Source organism: Nonomuraea sp. NPDC003707 (genome assembly GCF_053587055.1).
This window is the reverse complement of record NZ_JBSFNK010000026.1, coordinates 121,359-138,610: the sequence shown is the minus strand read 5'-3', so window position 1 is coordinate 138,610 and position 17,252 is coordinate 121,359. Positions and strand designations below refer to the sequence as shown.

Here is a 17,252-nt window from a genome sequence, read left to right as displayed (position 1 = left end):
ACGGCCGAAGAGCCTCGGCTATCTGATGTTCGCCAGCCGATGGCTCCAGGTCCCGCTCTATCTGGGCCTCATCGTGGCCCAGGCGGTGTACGTCTGGCAGTTCGCGCTGGAGCTCTGGCACCTGATCGAGACGGTGTTCCTGCACACCGCGCCGGTCACCGCGGCGACGCCGTCGCCCGAGGTCGTGGTCATGCTCACGGTCCTGGCGCTCATCGACGTGGTGATGATCTCCAACCTGCTGATCATGGTGATCATCGGCGGCTACGAGACCTTCGTCTCCCGCATCAACCTCAACGACCATCCCGACGAGCCCGAGTGGCTCTCCCACGTCAACGCGAACGTCCTGAAGGTCAAGCTGGCCACGGCCATCGTCGGCATCTCGTCGGTGCACCTGCTGCAGACGTTCATCAGGGCCCAGTCGACGCCCAACGACAAGATCATGTGGCAGACGATCATGCACCTGGCCTTCGTGGCCTCGGCCATCGGTCTCGCCTACATCGACCGCCTGCTCACCACCTCCCCGGCGGAGCACACGCGGTCACATCTCTGACCCTCAGTACGCCGGGATCTCGCGGCCCTTGCGCCGCAGCACCCAGCCGGCCACCACGCCGCCGATGAGCCCGAACAGGTGGCCCTGCCAGGAGATGCCCTGCTGGTTGGGCAGCAGGCCGGCCAGGATCCCCCAGTACGCGAAGCCCACGCCGACGGCGATGGCGATGTCGAGCAGCCTGCGGTCGAACAGGCCGCGGGCCAGGATGAACCCGAAGTAGCCGAAGATCAGGCCGCTGGCGCCGACCGTGTAGACGTTGGGGCTGGTCAGCCAGGTGCCGAAGCCGCCGATGAGGATGATCAGCACGCTGGCCCACAGGAACTTGCGCAGGTCACGCAGGCCGGCCAGGAAACCGAGGACCAGCAGCGGGAGCGAGTTGGCCATGAGATGGCCGAAGCCGCCGTGCAGGAACGGGGCGAACAGGATGCCGATCAGGCCGTCGGGCTCCCATCCGATGATGCCGAACTCGCGGTCGAGCCTGCCGTTCAGCACGAAGTCGAAGCCCTCGACGACCCACATCACGGCCAGCATGGCGACCACGACGGCGAGCGCGCTCAGCGCACCGGACAGGAGCGCCCCGGCGCCACGCTTGGCCGACTCGAACCTGTGACCCGAATAGTCGCTCATGCGCTCTCCCGGTACGTTGCCTTCTCTTTCTTTACCGTAGCCAGGAACACTTATGCACGCGCTAAAAGCCCGCCCTGACGGAATCCGGCAACCCCGAGGCCCCACATCCGCGAGAAGCGGGTTGAGGTTCCCTCGGGGGAGCGGCGGACGGCACCGAGGAGGCGGGAGAGTGGTTTGGGGGCTCTCCCGCCCGTAAGAGGCCGGACGCCGGGCGGTTACTCGCCCGTCCAGCGGGGGGCGCGCTTCTCGGCGAAGGCGGCCGCGCCCTCCATGGCGTCCTTCGAGCCGAACACCGGCCCGACGATCGCCCCCTGCTTGGCGAACATCTCCTCCAGCGACCAGTCCTGCGACTCGATGATCACCTTCTTGGTCGCGGCGAGCGCCAGCGGCGCGTTGGCGGCGATCTTGCGGGCCAGCTCCAGCGCCCCCTCCAGCGCCTCCCCCGGCACGGTGATCCGGTTGACCAGCCCGAGCTCGTACAGCCGCGCCGCCGGATAGTGGTCGCCGGTCAGGGCGATCTCCATGGCCACGTGGTACGGGATCCGGCGCGGCAGCCGCATGACGCCGCCCGCGCCCGCCACCAGCCCGCGCTTGGGCTCCGGCAGCCCGAACTTGGCCTCCGACGACGCCACGATGACGTCGCACGACAGCGCCAGCTCGAACCCGCCCGCGAGCGCGTACCCCTCCACGGCGGCCACCAGCGGCTTCTTCGGCGGCGACTCGGCGAGCCCGCCGAAGCCGCGCCCCTCGACCACCGGGAAGTCGCCGGACAGGAACCCCTTGAGGTCCATGCCCGCGGAGAAGGTGCCACCGGCACCGGTCAGGACATAAGCGGAAATGTCGGGGCGGGCGTCGAGCGCGTCCAGCGCCTCGGCGATCCCCCGCGCCACCGCCCCGTTCACGGCATTCCGCGCTTTAGGACGATTTATCGTGATTACGGCGACGTTCTCGGATTCCTCGACGAGCACTTCGTCAGACAACGAGACCTCACTTGGGCTGGAAGCGGATGCCGCCGTCGAAGCGGATGACCTCGGCGTTCATGTAGTCGTTCTGGATCAGCGAGTGCACCAGGTGCGCGAACTCGTCGGCCCGCCCCATGCGCTTGGGGAACACCACCGGCGCCACGAGCTTGGCCTTGAACTCCTCGGAGTTCGCCGTGAAGCCGTAGATGGGCGTGTCGATGATGCCCGGGCAGATCGTGTTCACCCGCACGCCGATCGCGGCCAGGTCGCGCGCCGCGGGCACCGTCATGCCCACGATGCCGCCCTTGGAGGCCGAGTACGCCAGCTGCCCCGTCTGCCCCTCCAGCGCCGCCACGGAGGCCGTGTTGACCACCACGCCCCGCTGCCCGTCAGCGTCGGCCGGCTCCGTCTTGGCGATCGCCGCGGCGCCGATGCGCATGAGGTTGAACGTGCCGATCAGGTTGACCTCGATGACCTTGCGGTACGTGGCCGGGTTGTGCGGGCTGCCGTCACGGTTGACCGTGCGCTCGGCCCAGCCGATGCCGGCGCTGTTGACCACCACGCGCAGCGGCTTGCCGGTGGCCACGGCGGCGTCCACGGCCGCCTGCACCTGCTCGTCGTCCGACACGTCGGTCTTGACGAACACCCCGCCGATCTCGTCGGCGACGGTCTTGCCGCGCTCCTCGTTGAGGTCGGCGACGACGACCGTGGCGCCGGCGCGGGCCAGCTCGCGGGCCGTGGCCTCCCCGAGGCCGCTGGCGCCGCCGGAGATGATTGCTGCAGATCCGTTCACGTCCATATCCCGGACCCTAACCCGCCGACCGAATGAAGTTCTACTCGGGGGGCGTCAAATCTCACCCACAGCGCTGTCGACGTCGGAATAGACCTTGATGCGCCGGTCGAGCCCCGTCGTACGGAGAATGCGCGCCACCGGCGCCTGGGGCGCCGCCAGGGACACGCCGCCGCCCTCGCCCGTCGCCAGCCGCCAGGCCTCGATCAGCACCGACAGGCCGCTGGAGTCCATGAACGACAGCTGCTGCAGGTCGAGCACCAGCCTGGCGCTGTCCTGCTTGATCGCGTCACGCACCTCGTCGCGCAGGAACGGTGCGGTGAACAGGTCGAGCTCTCCCTCAACGGCCACCACCACGGCATCGCCAAGGGCGTGTCGCGCAAGCCGCAGCTTCATTTGGCCCCTCCTCGATGAGCCACTGTACTTCGACATCCCCGGGTCCCGGGCATGCACAAACTAGGAAGAGGCGGGCAGGACGCGGATAAATGCCCTCACACCGCAGGGATCGCAAATCCGTATGGAAGCTCCAGGCGGTGCTCGGCCAGCAGTTCCGCGTCCGAGAGCAGCTCACGCGTGGGGCCGTCGGCGGCGATGACGCCGCCGGAAAGGATCAGTGAACGTTCACACAATTCCAGCGCGTACGGAAGGTCGTGCGTGACCATGAGCACCGTCACGTCGAGCGAGCGCAGGATCTCGGCCAGCTCCCTGCGGGCGGCCGGGTCGAGGTTGGACGAGGGCTCGTCGAGCACCAGGATCTCCGGCGCCATGGCCAGCACGGTCGCCACCGCCACCCGGCGCCGCTGCCCGAACGACAGGTGGTGCGGCGGCCGGTCGATGGCCTCCAGCATGCCCACCCGCTCCAGCGCGTCCTTGACCACCCGGTCGAGGTCCTCGCCGCGCATGCCCGCGTTGGCAGGGCCGAAGGCGACGTCGTCCCTGACCGTGGGCATGAAGAGCTGGTCGTCCGGGTCCTGGAAGACCAGGCCGACGCGCTGCCTGACCTCCTTGAGCGTGTCCTTGCGCACCGGCGTGCCGGCCACGGTGACGCTTCCGTGCCCCGGGGTGAGAATCCCGTTGAGATGCATGACGAGGGTGGTCTTGCCGGCGCCGTTCGGGCCGAGCAGGGCCACGCGCTCGCCGCGGCCGATCGACAGGTCCACGCCGAACAGCGCCTGCGTGCCGTCGGGATAGGCGTAGGCGAGCTGCTTGACGTCGAGAGAGTTCACCACGAAAGTCCCCATACTGCGAGGGCCACGACCGGCAGAGCCAGAGCGATGCCCCATTGACGTACAGATGCCGAAATATCTTGGATCACCGGCATCTGGCCGGTGTATCCCCGGCTGAGCATGGCCAGATGCACGCGCTCGCCCCGCTCGTACGAACGGATGAACAGCGCCCCGGCAGAGCGGGCGATCACCGGGATATGCCGCAGATCACGCGCCTCGAACCCCCGCGACTCCCTGGCCACCCGCATCCGCCGCATCTCGTCCATGATCACGTCCATGTACCTCAGCATGAACATGGCGATCTGCACCAGCAGGGCCGGCAGCCGCAGCCGCTGGGCGCCGATCAGGATCACCCGCGGCTCGGTGGTGGCCGCGAGCAGGATGGAGGCGATCACGCCGAGCGTGGCCTTGGCCAGGATGTTCCAGGCCGCCCAGAGGCCGGGCACGCTCAGCGAGAGCCCGAGGACCGTGGTCCGCTCCCCCAGCCCGATGACCGGGATGAGGAAGGCGAACAGCACGAACGGCACCTCGATCACCATCCGCCGCAGCACGTATGCCAGCGGCACCCGCGCGGCCACCGCCACGGCCCCCAGCAGGACCGCGTAGACCGCGAACGCCCAGAACCGCTCCCTCGGCGTGGCCACCACGACGATCGCGAAGGCGAAGACGGCCAGCAGCTTGCACTGCGGCGGCAGCCGGTGCACGACCGAGTCGCCCGGCAGGTAGAGCTGGTGATGGTGCCCCGCGCCCACGCGTCACACCTTGGCGGCGTCGCGGCCGCGGGCGGCGTACGCCACGGCCCCGGCGATGAGCAGCACGAGCCCGACGCCGATGATCCCGGCCACGCCGACGGGGATGCCGCCGACGTCACCGTAGTCGGCCAGCCCCCACGTCACCAGATGGTCGCTCGCCTGGCCGAGGAAGCCCTTGTTCTCGGCGACCGCCTCCAGCCCGTCGGGCGAGGACGAGGCGAAGAACGACACGATCCCGGCCAGCACCAGCGTCAGGCCGACCCCGCCGAGCAGGAACGGCTTGAGCTTGCCGGGGGCGGCGGCCGGCTCCGGCTCGTCCACAGTGGTGGTCGTGCCCTCGGCCCCGCGCAGGACCAGCGGCTTGGCCAGGCCGCGGGCGCCGTACACAAGGTCGGGCCGTACGGCGAGGACCGCGCTGACGGTCACGGCCGTGATCAGCGCCTCGCCGATCCCGATCAGGACGTGCACGCCCCCCATGGCCGCCGCGACCGCGCCCACCTCGATCGGCGCGGTCCCCCCGATCCAGAACAGCAGCGAGAACACCAGCGCGGAGGCGGGCACCGAGACCAGCGCCGCCAGGAACGCCGCCACCACCACGCGCCCCTTGGTCAGCCCCGTCACCAGCCGGAAGATCCCCCAGCCGACCACCACGGTGACGATCCCCATGATCGTGATGTTGATGCCGAGCGCGGTCAGCCCGCCGTCGGCGAAGAACACGCCCTGCACGAGGAGGACCACGGCCATACACAGCACACCCGTGTACGGCCCGACGAGTATCGCGGCCAGCGCACCGCCTAGGAGGTGGCCGCTGGTGCCGGCGGCGACGGGAAAGTTGAGCATCTGGACGGCGAAGATGAAGGCCGCGACGAGCCCGGCCATGGGAGCGGTCCGGTCGTCGAGCTCGCGCCGCGCCCCGCGTAGGCAGACGGTGAGCCCGGCCGCCGCCACCACCCCGGCCGAGATGGACGTCGCGGCATTGAAGAAGCCATCTGGTACGTGCACGGCACACCTCCTGCAAGAGCAAACGGTCCTACTTTAGGACATCGTCTTGCACCTGCATATGGATGGCATTAGCGCATGATTCTCCGGATGATCATCCTCGCCGTGAGCCGCCGCACCACGGTGCTCAGCCGGCCCTTCCCCGAGGTCGCGTACGGCCGCACGCTCCTGAGCACCGCCGCGCCCCACCACCGGCGCGGCGCCGCCACCGTCTCGGCGTCGGTCTCGATCCTGAACCGCGCGGGCGGCCCGCCCAGATCCAGCTCCAGGTACGCGTCCCAGGTGCCGGGCGGCAGCCAGCCCACCCCGAGCCTGGCCACGAAACCGCCCCCGGGCAGCGCCACAACGCGCTCGACCCGCTCACGGCCGCTGCGCCGCTCGCGCCAGACGACCCGCTTGACCGCCGAGGCGGCGGGTGCGGCGCCCGCGACGCAGACCTCGCCGTCGACGATCAGCCGGTGCCCGAGCGCCCACCGCGTCCTGATGAGCCGCACCGAGCCGGGAACCCCGACCACGTGGCCGCCGACGTCGATGCTGAGATTGCCGTTGTCCCTGGTGAAGTACGGCAGGGCGACGGCGGTGCCGATCAGCCGGGGCGGCGGGCGGTTGACGCCGCTGTCGCGTTCGGCCCCGAGCCTGCCGAGCCGCACCACGCCTTCGACCTCGACCGCCACCCGCAGGTCCCAGATCCCCGAGCCGAGCGCGGACACGTTCACCCGCGCGGTGAACTCGTTCCCTTTGCGCTCGGCCGGGACGACCACCTCGGCGGCCGGGTCGTGCCGCCCGCGCAGCACCACGGCCAGTCCGTCGTCCCCGCCGATGCCGTCGAGCCCGGCCGATCCCGTCACCACGAGGCTGTCGCCGTCCCAGCACAGCCCGGTCAGCCTGCGCCGCACGGCGGCGCTCTCGATGCGGGCCAGGCGCACGAGGCGGTCGATGTCGTCGAGCGCCGCCGCCCGCTGCCTGTCGACGTTGTTGAGCAGCTCGTGCACGCCGGGGGTGTACCACTCGTCGCACAGGGCGGCCACCTCCCGCGCGATGTCCTTGCGCCGCACGTCGTCGCTCTCCAGGAACACCTGCCCGAGCTGCGCGAACACGTCCAGCCTGAAGTGCCGGCGCAGCAGGTGGTCGCGGAGCGGACCGGGCTCGACGTGCCCGGCCATGAGCCGGATCGGCGCCTTGATCATGGCCAGCCAGGCGAGCGGGTCCCTGCTGCCGCGCTGCTGCATGATGCTGGTGCCGTCGGGCCTGGACACGAGGTGGTAGCAGTCGTAGTCGGCCACCACGGAGACGGCGCCGGCGTGGCAGTAGGCGTGCACGGTGAAGAGGATGTCCTCGCCCACGAGCATGCCCTCGCCGAACCTGATGCGGTGGCGTTCGAGCAGCTCCCTCCTGAACAGCTTGAAGCAGCACAGGCTGTTGTAGACGTTGCTGTCGCCGATGGTCACGCTCTCCGCGCTCTGCTGGAACATCGACGCCGGCGCCCGCCTGCCGTGGCCCACGATCTTGCCGAGGACGATGTCGGAGCCGTTCCTGTCGGCCATGGCGACCATGCGCTCCAGCGCCTCGGGGCCCAGGTAGTCGTCGGCGTCGCAGAAGAACACGTACCGGCCCGAGGCGTGCTCGATGCCGACGTTGCGCGGCCGGCCCGCGCTGCCGCTGCCGTCGATGTGGACGACCTTGACGCTGGCCCGGTGATAGGCGGCGTAGAGGTCGAGCAGCTCGGCGCTGCCGTCCGTGGAGCCGTCGTCGACGACGATGAGCTCCTTCTTCACGCGCTGCACGAGCACGGAGGTGAGGCATCTGTCGAGGTAGGCCCGGCAGTTGTGTGCCGGGATGACGACGCTCACGTCGACCGCGTCGTCACCGTTCCCCGTTTCAGACATCCGCCACCACCGCCACCACTTGAGAGAGTCACGTTGCGCTGCCGTCCGGCTTCAGTATGTGACGAGCCCGGGCCTCCGCGAGGGCCGATCGTATGTCTTCACCCCTGCTTTTGCAGCCAACGGAGATATACGGCATTCCACCAATAGGCCCTGGCAGTACCACATTTATCCTGCGACCGAATGAGTTTCAGGAATGAGGTTTTCCTACCGAGGAATAGAAACCTCTCCGCCAGGATCATTCAGCCACCCCCGGGCGTTCCCCGGTGATCCTCTCGATGGGCTTGCGCGTCTACAGTTAGGCAACCTTGACCGGGAGGTGGCGGGAAATGGCATCGGATCTCCGCAGGCGGGCGTCGGACGACTCGCCCGTGCACTCTGCTGAGTTCATCGTCTCCGCGGCTCGCTTGGAAGAGCTGCATCAGTGCTCCGCCGTGCTCCGCCGTACGAGGTTGCGCGCCGAGGAGATCGTGGACGAGGCACGGACCTTGCTGGCGGAGGCCGAGCAACGCGGCGACGCCGACCGCGTCCTGGAGCTGCGCGCCCAGTTGGAACAGGCGCGCGGGCTGTACGGCAAGGTGCTGAACGCGTACGTGACGATCTGTCGCAAGATCGCCGAGGAGCGTCAGGCCATCCTGCAGGAACAGATGGGGTTGTCAGGTGCGGCCTGACGGGCTAGTGTCAGGGCATGCCTGACGACTGGAAGGACAAGATCCGCTGCTCTTTCTGCCACAAGAAGAGCACGGAGGTGAACAAGATGATTGCCGGTCCGGGTGTGCACATTTGTGACCAATGCATCGAACTGTGCAATGAAATCCTCACCCAGGAGCGCCTCGCCACCTCTACCGAGCCCCGCCTCCCGATGTGGGAGTCCCTGACAGAGGAGCAAATACTCGAGCATCTTCCGAAAATCGCCGCCGTGCAGTCACAGGTGGACGACAACCTGCGCGACTGGGTGGCGCATCTTCGCGGCAGGGACGTCAGCTGGGAACGCATCGGCGCCTCCCTCGGTATGACGCGGCAATCCGCGTGGGAACGGTTCAGGAGCGAGACCTGAGGTTCAGGAGCGAGACCTGACAGGTGAACCGTTGTGACATGTGGGGCGTCCTATGGTCAGGGAGGCCCGACATGCGCGTCCTACACGGGCTCACTGCGCCCGATCTGGAGGAGCTCCAGCTCGAGCTGATCCTGATCCTGGCGCTGCACGACGAGGCAGAGCGACTCGCTGCCGAATGAACGGGCTCCAGCTCCCCGGGCGTACCGGGGAGCTGGAGCAGGGGACCGGATCCTCCGTAGGATTGCTGGTCATGCTGCGCTGCGCCGTGCTTGACGACTACCAGGGAGTGGCTCTCGGCCTGGCCGACTGGTCGAGGGTGCGGGTGACCGGCTTCCGCGACCACTTCACCGCCAGGGACGACCTCGTGGCCGCCCTCCGCGACTACGAGATCGTGGTCATCATGCGGGAGCGCACGCCGTTCCCGGCCGAAGTGCTCGACCGGCTCCCCAATCTGCGGCTGCTCATCACCTCGGGCATGCGCAACGCGTCCGTAGACGTGGCCGCCGCGCGGGCGCGCGGCGTCACGGTCTGCGGCACGGCCAGCGGCTCGACCGCGCCGGTGGAGCTGACCTGGGCGCTGATCCTCGGCCTCGCCCGCCACCTGCTCCCCGAGGCGACGGCCCTGCGCGCGGACGGGCCGTGGCAGAGCACCGTCGGCACGGACCTCCATGGCCGCACGCTCGGGCTGCTGGGGCTCGGCAAGATCGGGTCCCGGATGGCGGCGATCGGCCGGGCGTTCGGCATGGACGTCGTGGCGTGGAGCCATCACCTGACCGAGGAGCGCACGGACGCGCTCGGCGTGCGGCTCGCCCCCGGGAAGGACGCGCTGCTGGCCGAGTCCGATTTCGTCTCCGTCCACCTGGTGCTGAGCGACCGCACGCGGGGGCTGATCGGGGAGCGGGAGCTGTCGCTGATGCGGCCGGCCTCCTACCTGGTCAACACCTCGCGGGCGGCGATCGTCGACCAGGAGGCGCTGGTGGCGGCGCTGCGGGCGGGGCGCATCGCGGGGGCCGGGCTGGACGTGTTCGAGCTGGAGCCGCTGCCCGCCGGCCACGCGTTCCGCACGCTGCCCAACGTGCTGGCCACGCCGCATCTGGGGTACGTGACGGAGCTGAACTACGGCACGTACTTCCGCGAGGCCGTCGAGGACATCGACGCCTTCCTCGCCGGCGCCCCGATCAGGACCCTCTAGCCCCGGTCAGTCGGCCCGGCTCCTGGCGCGGAAGGCGGCCGTCTTGACGCGGTTCTGGCAGGCCGTGGAGCAGAACCTCCGGGTGCCGTTGCGCGAGACGTCCACGTAGACCCGGTCGCAGTGCGGCGCGGTGCAGACCCCCAGGCGGTCGCTGAACTCGCTGCCCAGCACGATCGCCAGCCCGGTGGCGCAGCTCGCCGCCCACTCGCCCGCCAGCGTGCCGCCCGGGCCGTGGAAGTGCAGGTGCCAGGGCTCGCCGTCGTGCCGCTCCAGCATCGGCCTGGCGTGGCTCTCCTCCAGCAGCGCGTTGACCTCGGTGGCGGCGGCGTCGATGTCGTCGGCGGCCACGGCGGCGAAGACCGTACGCAGGCGGGCGGCCACCTCCGCCAGCTCGGCGCCCTCCGCGTCGGTGATGTCGCGATGATCCGGATAGACCGTACGCAGGCTCTCGGTGGCGGCGGCACCGGCGCTGCCCTGCGCCGGATAAGCGCGTCCCCGCTGCTCACCGGGGGTCAGCGCGTTGACGATCGCCACCGTGGTCCTGACCACGCCATCCGTGTGACTGTTGTAATCCAATTGACCGGTTACACCTTCATGTTCTAGCTTGTAACTGTCCAAAGCATAAACGACAGTCACAAGGAGACGTACGTGCTCACTCACGATGCCGCATTGGAGTGGATCGCGCGCTGGGACCGCCAGCAGGAGGGCTACCTCCCCGACCGCGAGGAGCGCTTCACCGCCCTGATCGACGCCGTGGAGGCGCTGGACCGGCCGGACCCGGTGGTGATCGACCTGGGCTGCGGCCCCGGATCCCTGTCGGCCCGGCTGCTCGACCGCCTGCCCAAGGCGAAGGTGATCTCGGTGGACGCCGACCCGCTGCTGCTCGGACTCGGGCGGGCCGCGTACCCGCGACTGACGTTCGTCTCGGCGGACCTGCGTACCGGCGGCTGGACGGAACTGCTCGGACTGGACGGGCCCGCCGACGCCGCGATCAGCACGACGGCGCTGCACTGGATCTCCGCTGCCGACCTCAAGGGCGTGTACGGCGAGGTGGCGAGCGTGCTGCGGCCCGGCGGGCTGCTGCTCAACGGCGACCACATGGACACCGACGACACTTCCCCCGCTCTCTCGCGCCTTGAGCGCGCCGTCCACGACAGGGAGACGGAGCGGGCGTTCGGCGCGAACCCGCCGGAGGACTGGCGGACCTGGTGGGACGCGGTCGAAGCGGACCCGGCCTTCGCCGAGCTCAACGAGGCGCGCCGCACCACGGCCGGGGCCTCGCACCACGGCTCGGAGTCGCACCTGCTGTCGCATCACGTCGAGGCGCTGCGGGAGGCCGGGTTCTCGGAGGTCGGCACGCTCTGGCAGCGGGGGAACAACCGCCTGCTGTGCGCCGTACGCGGCTGACCCCTATACGACTAACCAAGCGCTTGCTACGCTCCGCCCATGATGTCCACGGTTGTCTGGGGCACGGGCAACGTCGGCCGCGCGGCCATCCGCGCGGTCGAGGCCCATCCGGGGCTGAAACTCACAGCCGTACTCGTCCACGATCCGGACAAGGTCGGCAGGGACGCCGGCGACCTCGGCGGGCTCGGCCACGAGCTCGGGGTCGCCGCCACCGACGACGTCGACGCCGTCCTGGGCGCGAGCCCCCGCGCGGTGGTCTACGCGGCCTCCGGCGACCTCCGCCCCCAGGAGGCACTCGACGACGTGACCAGGGCGATCCGAGCCGGAGCCGTCGTCGTCACCCCCTCCCTCTACGCGCTCTACGACCAGCGCAACGCCCCGCCCGAGCTGCGCGAGCCGGTGCTGGCCGCCATCGGCGAGGGCGGCGGCTCGCTGTTCGTCTCGGGGATCGACCCCGGCTGGGGCAACGACGTGCTGCCGTTGCTGATCAGCGGGCTCGGCTCCACCATCGACGCGATCCGCTGCCAGGAGATCTTCGACTACTCCACGTACGACCAGCCCGACTCCGTCCGGTACCTGGTCGGCATGGGCCAGCCGATGGACTACGAGCCGCCGATGATCGCGCCGACCGTCCCGACCATGGTGTGGGGCGGCCAGGTACGGCTGATGGCCAGGGCGCTCGGCGTCGAGCTCGACGAGATCCGCGAGACCCGCGACCGGCGCGCGCTCGACGCCACGGTGGGCGAGTTCGAGGCGGGGACGCAGGGCGCGGTCCGGTTCGAGGTGCAGGGCATCGTCGAGGGCGAGCCCCGCATCGTCGTCGAGCACGTCACCCGCATCCATTCGTCCTGCGCGCCCGACTGGCCGACGGCCCCGAACGGCGTGGGCGCGCACCGCGTGATCATCGAGGGCCGGCCGCGCATCGAGGTCACGGTGGAGGCCACCGACGAGGGCGGCAACCTGTCCGCCGGAGGGAACGCCACCGCGGTCGCCCGCCTGGTGGGCGCCATCGACTGGCTCGCGGACGCCGGACCCGGACTGTACGACGCGCTCGACGTCCCGCTGCGACCCGGCACCCTCGGAGGAAAACGACCGTGAACATCGACATTCCCGCAGGCAAGGACCCGATCTCGTACGTGTGGGGCGAGATGGTCCCCGGCATCGGGATCGCCGCCTCGAAGTTCTCGATGTCGGTGTACACCCACACGACCCTCGGACTGCGCGAGTTCGAGGCCGCGCGGCTGCGGATCGCGCAGATCAACGGGTGCGCCTTCTGCCTCGACTGGCGTACGGAGCGGGACGGGCAGAAGGTCGAGGACACGTTCGCCGACGCGGTCACGGAGTGGCGCACGACCGACGCGTTCGACGACCGCACCCGCCTGGCGGCCGAGTACGCCGAGCGGTACGCCCTGGACCACCACGGCCTGGACGAGGAGTTCTGGGCCCGGATGACGGCGCACTACAGCCAGCTCGAGATCGTGGAGCTGAGCATGTGCCTCGGCTCGTGGCTGGCGTTCGGCCGCCTCAACCACGTACTGGGCCTCGACACCGCATGCACGCTGACCGGCGGCTCATCGCCCACCCCCCGATTATGAGAACTCACGAAGTGAGGGACCGCATGCGCAGCACCGGAAAGACCTCGACCCCCGACATCTCCCGCCGCGGCTTCCTCATCGGAACCGGGTCCCTCCTGGGCGCGGCGGCCCTCAGCCACCCGGCCGCCGCCGCTGCCGGTCCGATCGCTGACGGGGCCCACGTGCCCGTCCTGATCATCGGCACCGGGTACGGCGGCTCGGTGGCCGCGCTGCGCCTGGCCCAGGCGGGTGTCAACGTTCACATGATCGAGATGGGCATGGCCTGGGACACCCCCGGCTCCGACGGCAAGATCTTCTGCAACACGCTCCAGCCGGACAACCGCTCCTACTGGCTCCGCACCCGGACGAAGGCCCCGCTCAACTACTTCCTCGGCTTCCCCATCGACCGGGACATCCCCCGCTACACCGGCGTGCTGGACGCCGAGGAGTTCAGCGGCATCACGGTCTACCAGGGCCGCGGCGTCGGCGGCGGCTCGCTGGTGAACGGCGGCATGGCCGTCACCCCCAAGCGCGAGAACTTCGCCGCCATCCTCCCCTCGGTGAACCCCGCCGAGATGTACGACACCTACTACCCCCGCGCGAACACCGGCCTCGGCGTCGGCACCGTGGACCCCGCCTGGTTCGACTCCACCGACTGCTACCAGTACGCCCGCGTGGGCCGCAAGCACGCCCAGCGCTCCGGCTTCCCGTTCACCTTCGTGCCGGACGTGTACGACTGGGACTACATGGAGCAGGAGGCCGCCGGCACGGTCACCAAGTCGGCCCTGGCCGGCGAGATCCTGTACGGCAACAACTACGGCAAGAAGTCCCTGCAGAAGACGTACCTCGCCCGGGCCGCGGCCACCGGCAGGGTCACCGTCTCCCCCCTGCACCGGGTGACCTCGGTCGTTCCCGCGTCCGGCGGCGCCTACACGGTGACCATCGAGCAGCTGAACACCAGCGGCGACACCACGGCCACCAAGACCGTCACCGCGGACCGGGTGTTCTTCGCGGCCGGCAGCGTCGGCACCAGCAAGTTACTGGTCAAGCTGAAGGCCACCGGCGCGCTGCCCAACCTGAACGGCGAGATCGGCAAGGGCTGGGGCGACAACGGCAACGTCATGTGCGGCCGCGCCAACCACCTCTGGGACCCGACCGGATCACTCCAGTCGTCCATCCCGTGCTCCGGCATCGACAACTGGGCCGCGGGCGGCGCCTTCGCGGAGATCGCCCCGCTGCCCACCGGGATCGAGACCTTCGCGTCGTTCTATCTCTCCATCACCAAGAACCCGAACCGGGCCCAGTTCACCTGGAACGCCGCGACGGGAAAGGTGGACCTGAACTGGCAGACGGCCTGGAAACAACCGGCCATCGACATGGCGAAGACCATTTTCGACAAAATCAATTCGAAAGAGGGGACGATTTACCGGACCGATCTGTTCGGCGTCTACAAGATCTGGGGCGACCATCTGACGTACCACCCGCTCGGGGGTGCGGTCCTGAACAAGGCGACCGACAATTACGGGCGCCTGACCGCCTACCCCGGCCTGTACGTCATCGACGGGGCGCTGATCCCGGGCAACACCAGCGTCAACCCGTTCGTCACCATCACGGCCCTGGCCGAGCGGAACATCGAGAAAATCATCGCCACCGACCTGTGAAAGATTTGAGGCCCGCATCTCTGCGGGCCTCAAATCCAAGCGTCGTGTCATCGCTTGGATCAATGATGACCTCGGTTACACGTGATCGTCAAGCTAATCCCATGGCATGGCATAGAAACAGCAGCCTTTTACGCCGATATTTTCCCTTATATCGCCGCCCCAGGCGCCTATGGTGGAATGAAAGCCGCTGAGGAGGCTGCGATGAGAGAGCACTTCGTCTGGGTGACGACGCGCCGCATCAGGCCGGGGGCGTTGGAGGAGTTCGAGAGGGCCTGGCGCCCGGACCCGTACCCGGAGGGCCTGCGCCACGCGTACGCGTACTGGTCGGAGGACGGGCAGGAGATCACCGGGGTGTCCTTCTGGGACTCGAAGGAGGCCTGCGACTCCTGGCGCAGCTCCGAGGCCGAGAACCGGCGCCGCGAGATCATGAGCCCTTACGTCCTCGAGGAGCGCGAAGGCTTCTACCAGGGCCGCGAACTCGGCGTCCCCGTACGGTGAACCACCGGCCCGCCGCCCGGCGGGCCGTCACTAGACTCGGCCCGTGTCGAGACGACAGGAGATCGCCGACGCGGCGATCGGGCTCCTCGCCGCGGAAGGCATGCGCGGCCTGACCCACCGCGCCGTCGATCGGGCGGCCGACCTGCCGGAAGGCTCGACCTCCTACTACTTCAGGACCCGGCAGGCGCTGCTCCAGGCGACGGTCGAGCGCCTCGCCGACCACACCGCCGCCGACCTGGCCGCGCTGCAGGAGCGGGCGCCGTCTATGACGGGCGCAGACGACCTGGTCGAGGCCGCGGCCTGGCTCCTCGGGCAGTGGCTCACCACCAGCCGCGACCGCCAGCTCGCCAGATACGAGCTGTCCCTGGAGGCCACGAGGCGGCCCGAGCTGCGCGAGGCGCTCCTGGCCGGCGGCGCTCGCGTGCGGGCCCTGATCACCCGCCTGCTGGCCGACTCCGGCGTGCCCGACGCGGACCTGTGGGCCCGCGACCTCATCGCGTACGGCGACGGCCTGCTCCTCGACCACCTGCTCAACGACCCGGGCGAATTGCCCGACCTGCGTCCCAAGATCCGCGCGCTGCTCGCCACCGTCGGCGAGGGCTGATATCAGGACCGCTGCGCCCCCTCGCTACTCTACATCCGTAGAGGCTCTATAGGTGTAGAGGAGCAAGAGCGTGACCATTACCTTCCCCACGAAACGTCCGTCCCCGTTCGACCCTCCGCGAGAGCTGCGCCACTGGCGCGAGGAGGCGCCCATCCAGCCCATGCGCTACCCCGACGGTCACGACGGCTGGCTGGTGACGGGCCACGCGGCCGCCCGGGCGGTGCTGGCCGACGCCCGGTTCAGCAGCCGCCTGGAGCATCTGCGCTGGCCCGTCGCCTGGGAGGGGATCGACCTGGCGGGCTTCGCGCAGCCTCCCGGCTTCTTCATGCAGCTGGACCCGCCCGACCACACCCGCTTCCGCCGCCGGCTCACCGCCCAGTTCACCGTGCGCAGGCTGCAGGCCCTGGAGCCGCGGATCGGCCAGATCACCGCCGAGGTCCTCGACGCCATGGAACGCGGCGGCGCGCCCGCCGACCTGGTGCGCGAGTTCGCCCTGCCCGTCCCCTCCCTGGTGATCTGCGAGCTGCTGGGCGTGCCGCCCGCCGATCGCGGACGGTTCCAGCATGACTCCGCCACCGTCCTGCGCGACGGATCGACAAAGGAGGAGGTCGCCGCCGCGACGGCCTCGCTGTTCGGCTACCTGTACGAGCTCACGGCGGCGAAACAGGCACACCCGGCGAACGACCTGCTCTCCGGCCTCGTCACCGGTGGCGAGCTGACGCTGGAGGAGATCACCGGGATCGGCCTGCTGCTCCTGGTGGCCGGCCACGAGACCACGGCGGCCATGCTCGGCCTGGGCGCGTACGTCCTCCTGGAGAACCCGGATCAGCTCGCCGCGCTGCGCGGGAACCCGGCCCTGATGGAGGGCGCGGTCGAGGAACTGCTGCGGTACCTCTCGGTCCCCCACCTCGGGCCGATGCGGGCCGCGCTGGAGGACGTGGAGATCGCCGGCCGGACCATCAGGAAGGGCCAGGTGGTGACGTTGTCGATCCCGGCCGCCAACCGCGACCCCGAACGGTTCCCGGATCCCGAGACCCTCGACGTCACCCGTCCGTCGCCGACCGGGCACCTGGCCTTCGGCCACGGCATCCACCAGTGCCTGGGCCAGCAGCTGGCCAGGCTCGAGATGCGCATCGCGTACCGGGCGCTGTTCGAGCGCTTCCCCTCCCTACGGCTGGCGGTGCCGCCGGAGGAGGTGCCCATGCGTACGAACATGACCATCTACGGCGTGCACCGGCTCCCCGTCACCTGGTAACAGGGAGGGCGGTGGAGGATCATCCGCCCCAGTGGGAAACCACTGATACCACGTGCCACTGCTCCCCCACCGCTCTCCCGAATGCCCGCTTCCGATCTTGCCCCATGCTCCGCCAGTCTCCTTGTCTCGAAAGGAGTCGGACGCGTGACGAATGCCGGGCCGCAGGAACCTCATGGCGATACGCCGACGGCTGCGTATCAACGAACGCAGGCCCT

At 69.6% G+C, this 17,252-nt stretch carries 20 protein-coding genes; 11 read left to right on the top strand and 9 right to left on the bottom strand.

Annotated elements, in window-relative coordinates:
- Positions 1-25 precede the first annotated feature (25 nt).
- On the top strand, positions 26-550 hold the full coding sequence (locus ACWDRB_RS45900) for a TIGR00645 family protein (RefSeq protein ID WP_449905078.1): 525 nt from the start codon (positions 26-28) through the stop codon (positions 548-550).
- Between the two features lie 3 nt (positions 551-553).
- Here the strand turns inward: ACWDRB_RS45900 and ACWDRB_RS45895 are convergent, their stop codons facing one another.
- The 8 genes from ACWDRB_RS45895 to ACWDRB_RS45860 form a co-directional block, all read right to left on the bottom strand.
- A complete protein-coding gene (locus ACWDRB_RS45895) occupies positions 554-1,177 on the bottom strand; it encodes a rhomboid family intramembrane serine protease (RefSeq protein ID WP_350733349.1) in 624 nt (207 codons plus the stop codon).
- A 215-nt stretch (positions 1,178-1,392) separates the two neighbouring features.
- Entirely contained in the window at positions 1,393-2,157 is a 765-nt protein-coding gene (locus ACWDRB_RS45890) for a crotonase/enoyl-CoA hydratase family protein (protein ID WP_355204451.1), read from the bottom strand.
- Between the two features lie 7 nt (positions 2,158-2,164).
- Positions 2,165-2,938: an SDR family NAD(P)-dependent oxidoreductase gene (locus ACWDRB_RS45885; protein WP_357725499.1), complete on the bottom strand. Its 774-nt coding sequence runs from the start codon at positions 2,936-2,938 to the stop codon at positions 2,165-2,167.
- A gap of 48 nt (positions 2,939-2,986) precedes the next feature.
- The gene (locus ACWDRB_RS45880; protein WP_101785558.1) at positions 2,987-3,325 is read right to left on the bottom strand and encodes an STAS domain-containing protein; all 339 of its coding nucleotides are present in this window, start codon (positions 3,323-3,325) and stop codon (positions 2,987-2,989) included.
- A gap of 95 nt (positions 3,326-3,420) precedes the next feature.
- Positions 3,421-4,158 carry an energy-coupling factor ABC transporter ATP-binding protein gene (locus ACWDRB_RS45875; RefSeq protein ID WP_449905074.1) on the bottom strand — a complete coding sequence of 246 codons (738 nt, stop codon included), beginning with the start codon at positions 4,156-4,158 and terminating at the stop codon, positions 3,421-3,423.
- Positions 4,152-4,907, bottom strand: a complete 756-nt coding sequence (gene cbiQ, locus ACWDRB_RS45870) for a cobalt ECF transporter T component CbiQ (RefSeq protein ID WP_449905072.1) — start codon at positions 4,905-4,907, stop codon at positions 4,152-4,154. The genes ACWDRB_RS45875 and cbiQ overlap by 7 nt, the downstream gene beginning before the upstream one ends.
- Positions 4,908-4,910: 3 nt before the next feature.
- Positions 4,911-5,909, bottom strand: a complete 999-nt coding sequence (locus ACWDRB_RS45865) for an energy-coupling factor ABC transporter permease (RefSeq protein ID WP_449905070.1) — start codon at positions 5,907-5,909, stop codon at positions 4,911-4,913.
- 68 nt (positions 5,910-5,977) lie between these two features.
- A complete protein-coding gene (locus tag ACWDRB_RS45860) occupies positions 5,978-7,792 on the bottom strand; it encodes a glycosyltransferase family 2 protein (RefSeq protein WP_449905068.1) in 1,815 nt (604 codons plus the stop codon).
- A gap of 326 nt (positions 7,793-8,118) precedes the next feature.
- Between ACWDRB_RS45860 and ACWDRB_RS45855 the strand changes: the two genes are divergently transcribed.
- The 3 genes from ACWDRB_RS45855 to ACWDRB_RS45845 all read left to right on the top strand — a co-directional run bounded on the left by ACWDRB_RS45855 (position 8,119) and on the right by ACWDRB_RS45845 (position 10,038).
- Complete coding sequence (locus ACWDRB_RS45855) at positions 8,119-8,460, top strand: hypothetical protein (RefSeq protein WP_350733336.1); 342 nt, start codon at positions 8,119-8,121, stop codon at positions 8,458-8,460.
- 17 nt (positions 8,461-8,477) lie between these two features.
- Positions 8,478-8,846: a ClpX C4-type zinc finger protein gene (locus tag ACWDRB_RS45850; protein WP_449905066.1), complete on the top strand. Its 369-nt coding sequence runs from the start codon at positions 8,478-8,480 to the stop codon at positions 8,844-8,846.
- Between the two features lie 175 nt (positions 8,847-9,021).
- Positions 9,022-10,038, top strand: a complete 1,017-nt coding sequence (locus ACWDRB_RS45845) for a D-2-hydroxyacid dehydrogenase family protein (RefSeq protein ID WP_449905064.1) — start codon at positions 9,022-9,024, stop codon at positions 10,036-10,038.
- A 6-nt stretch (positions 10,039-10,044) separates the two neighbouring features.
- Here the strand turns inward: ACWDRB_RS45845 and ACWDRB_RS45840 are convergent, their stop codons facing one another.
- The gene (locus ACWDRB_RS45840) at positions 10,045-10,614 is read right to left on the bottom strand and encodes a CGNR zinc finger domain-containing protein (protein ID WP_449905062.1); all 570 of its coding nucleotides are present in this window, start codon (positions 10,612-10,614) and stop codon (positions 10,045-10,047) included.
- Between the two features lie 72 nt (positions 10,615-10,686).
- Between ACWDRB_RS45840 and ACWDRB_RS45835 the strand changes: the two genes are divergently transcribed.
- From ACWDRB_RS45835 to ACWDRB_RS45805, 7 genes are all read left to right on the top strand, one after another.
- A complete protein-coding gene (locus tag ACWDRB_RS45835) occupies positions 10,687-11,445 on the top strand; it encodes a class I SAM-dependent methyltransferase (protein ID WP_449905060.1) in 759 nt (252 codons plus the stop codon).
- 39 nt (positions 11,446-11,484) lie between these two features.
- Positions 11,485-12,543 carry an NAD(P)H-dependent amine dehydrogenase family protein gene (locus ACWDRB_RS45830; RefSeq protein ID WP_350733328.1) on the top strand — a complete coding sequence of 353 codons (1,059 nt, stop codon included), beginning with the start codon at positions 11,485-11,487 and terminating at the stop codon, positions 12,541-12,543.
- A complete protein-coding gene (locus ACWDRB_RS45825) occupies positions 12,540-13,040 on the top strand; it encodes a carboxymuconolactone decarboxylase family protein (protein WP_397369217.1) in 501 nt (166 codons plus the stop codon). Before ACWDRB_RS45830 ends, ACWDRB_RS45825 begins: the two co-directional genes overlap by 4 nt.
- 23 nt (positions 13,041-13,063) lie before the next feature.
- Positions 13,064-14,680 carry a GMC oxidoreductase gene (locus ACWDRB_RS45820; protein WP_449905056.1) on the top strand — a complete coding sequence of 539 codons (1,617 nt, stop codon included), beginning with the start codon at positions 13,064-13,066 and terminating at the stop codon, positions 14,678-14,680.
- A 201-nt stretch (positions 14,681-14,881) separates the two neighbouring features.
- Positions 14,882-15,178, top strand: coding sequence for an antibiotic biosynthesis monooxygenase (locus tag ACWDRB_RS45815; RefSeq protein WP_192789828.1), 297 nt, complete (start codon positions 14,882-14,884; stop codon positions 15,176-15,178).
- A gap of 43 nt (positions 15,179-15,221) precedes the next feature.
- Positions 15,222-15,782, top strand: coding sequence for a TetR/AcrR family transcriptional regulator (locus ACWDRB_RS45810; protein ID WP_449905054.1), 561 nt, complete (start codon positions 15,222-15,224; stop codon positions 15,780-15,782).
- Between the two features lie 76 nt (positions 15,783-15,858).
- Entirely contained in the window at positions 15,859-17,037 is a 1,179-nt protein-coding gene (locus tag ACWDRB_RS45805) for a cytochrome P450 (protein WP_449905149.1), read from the top strand.
- Positions 17,038-17,252: the final 215 nt, after the last annotated feature.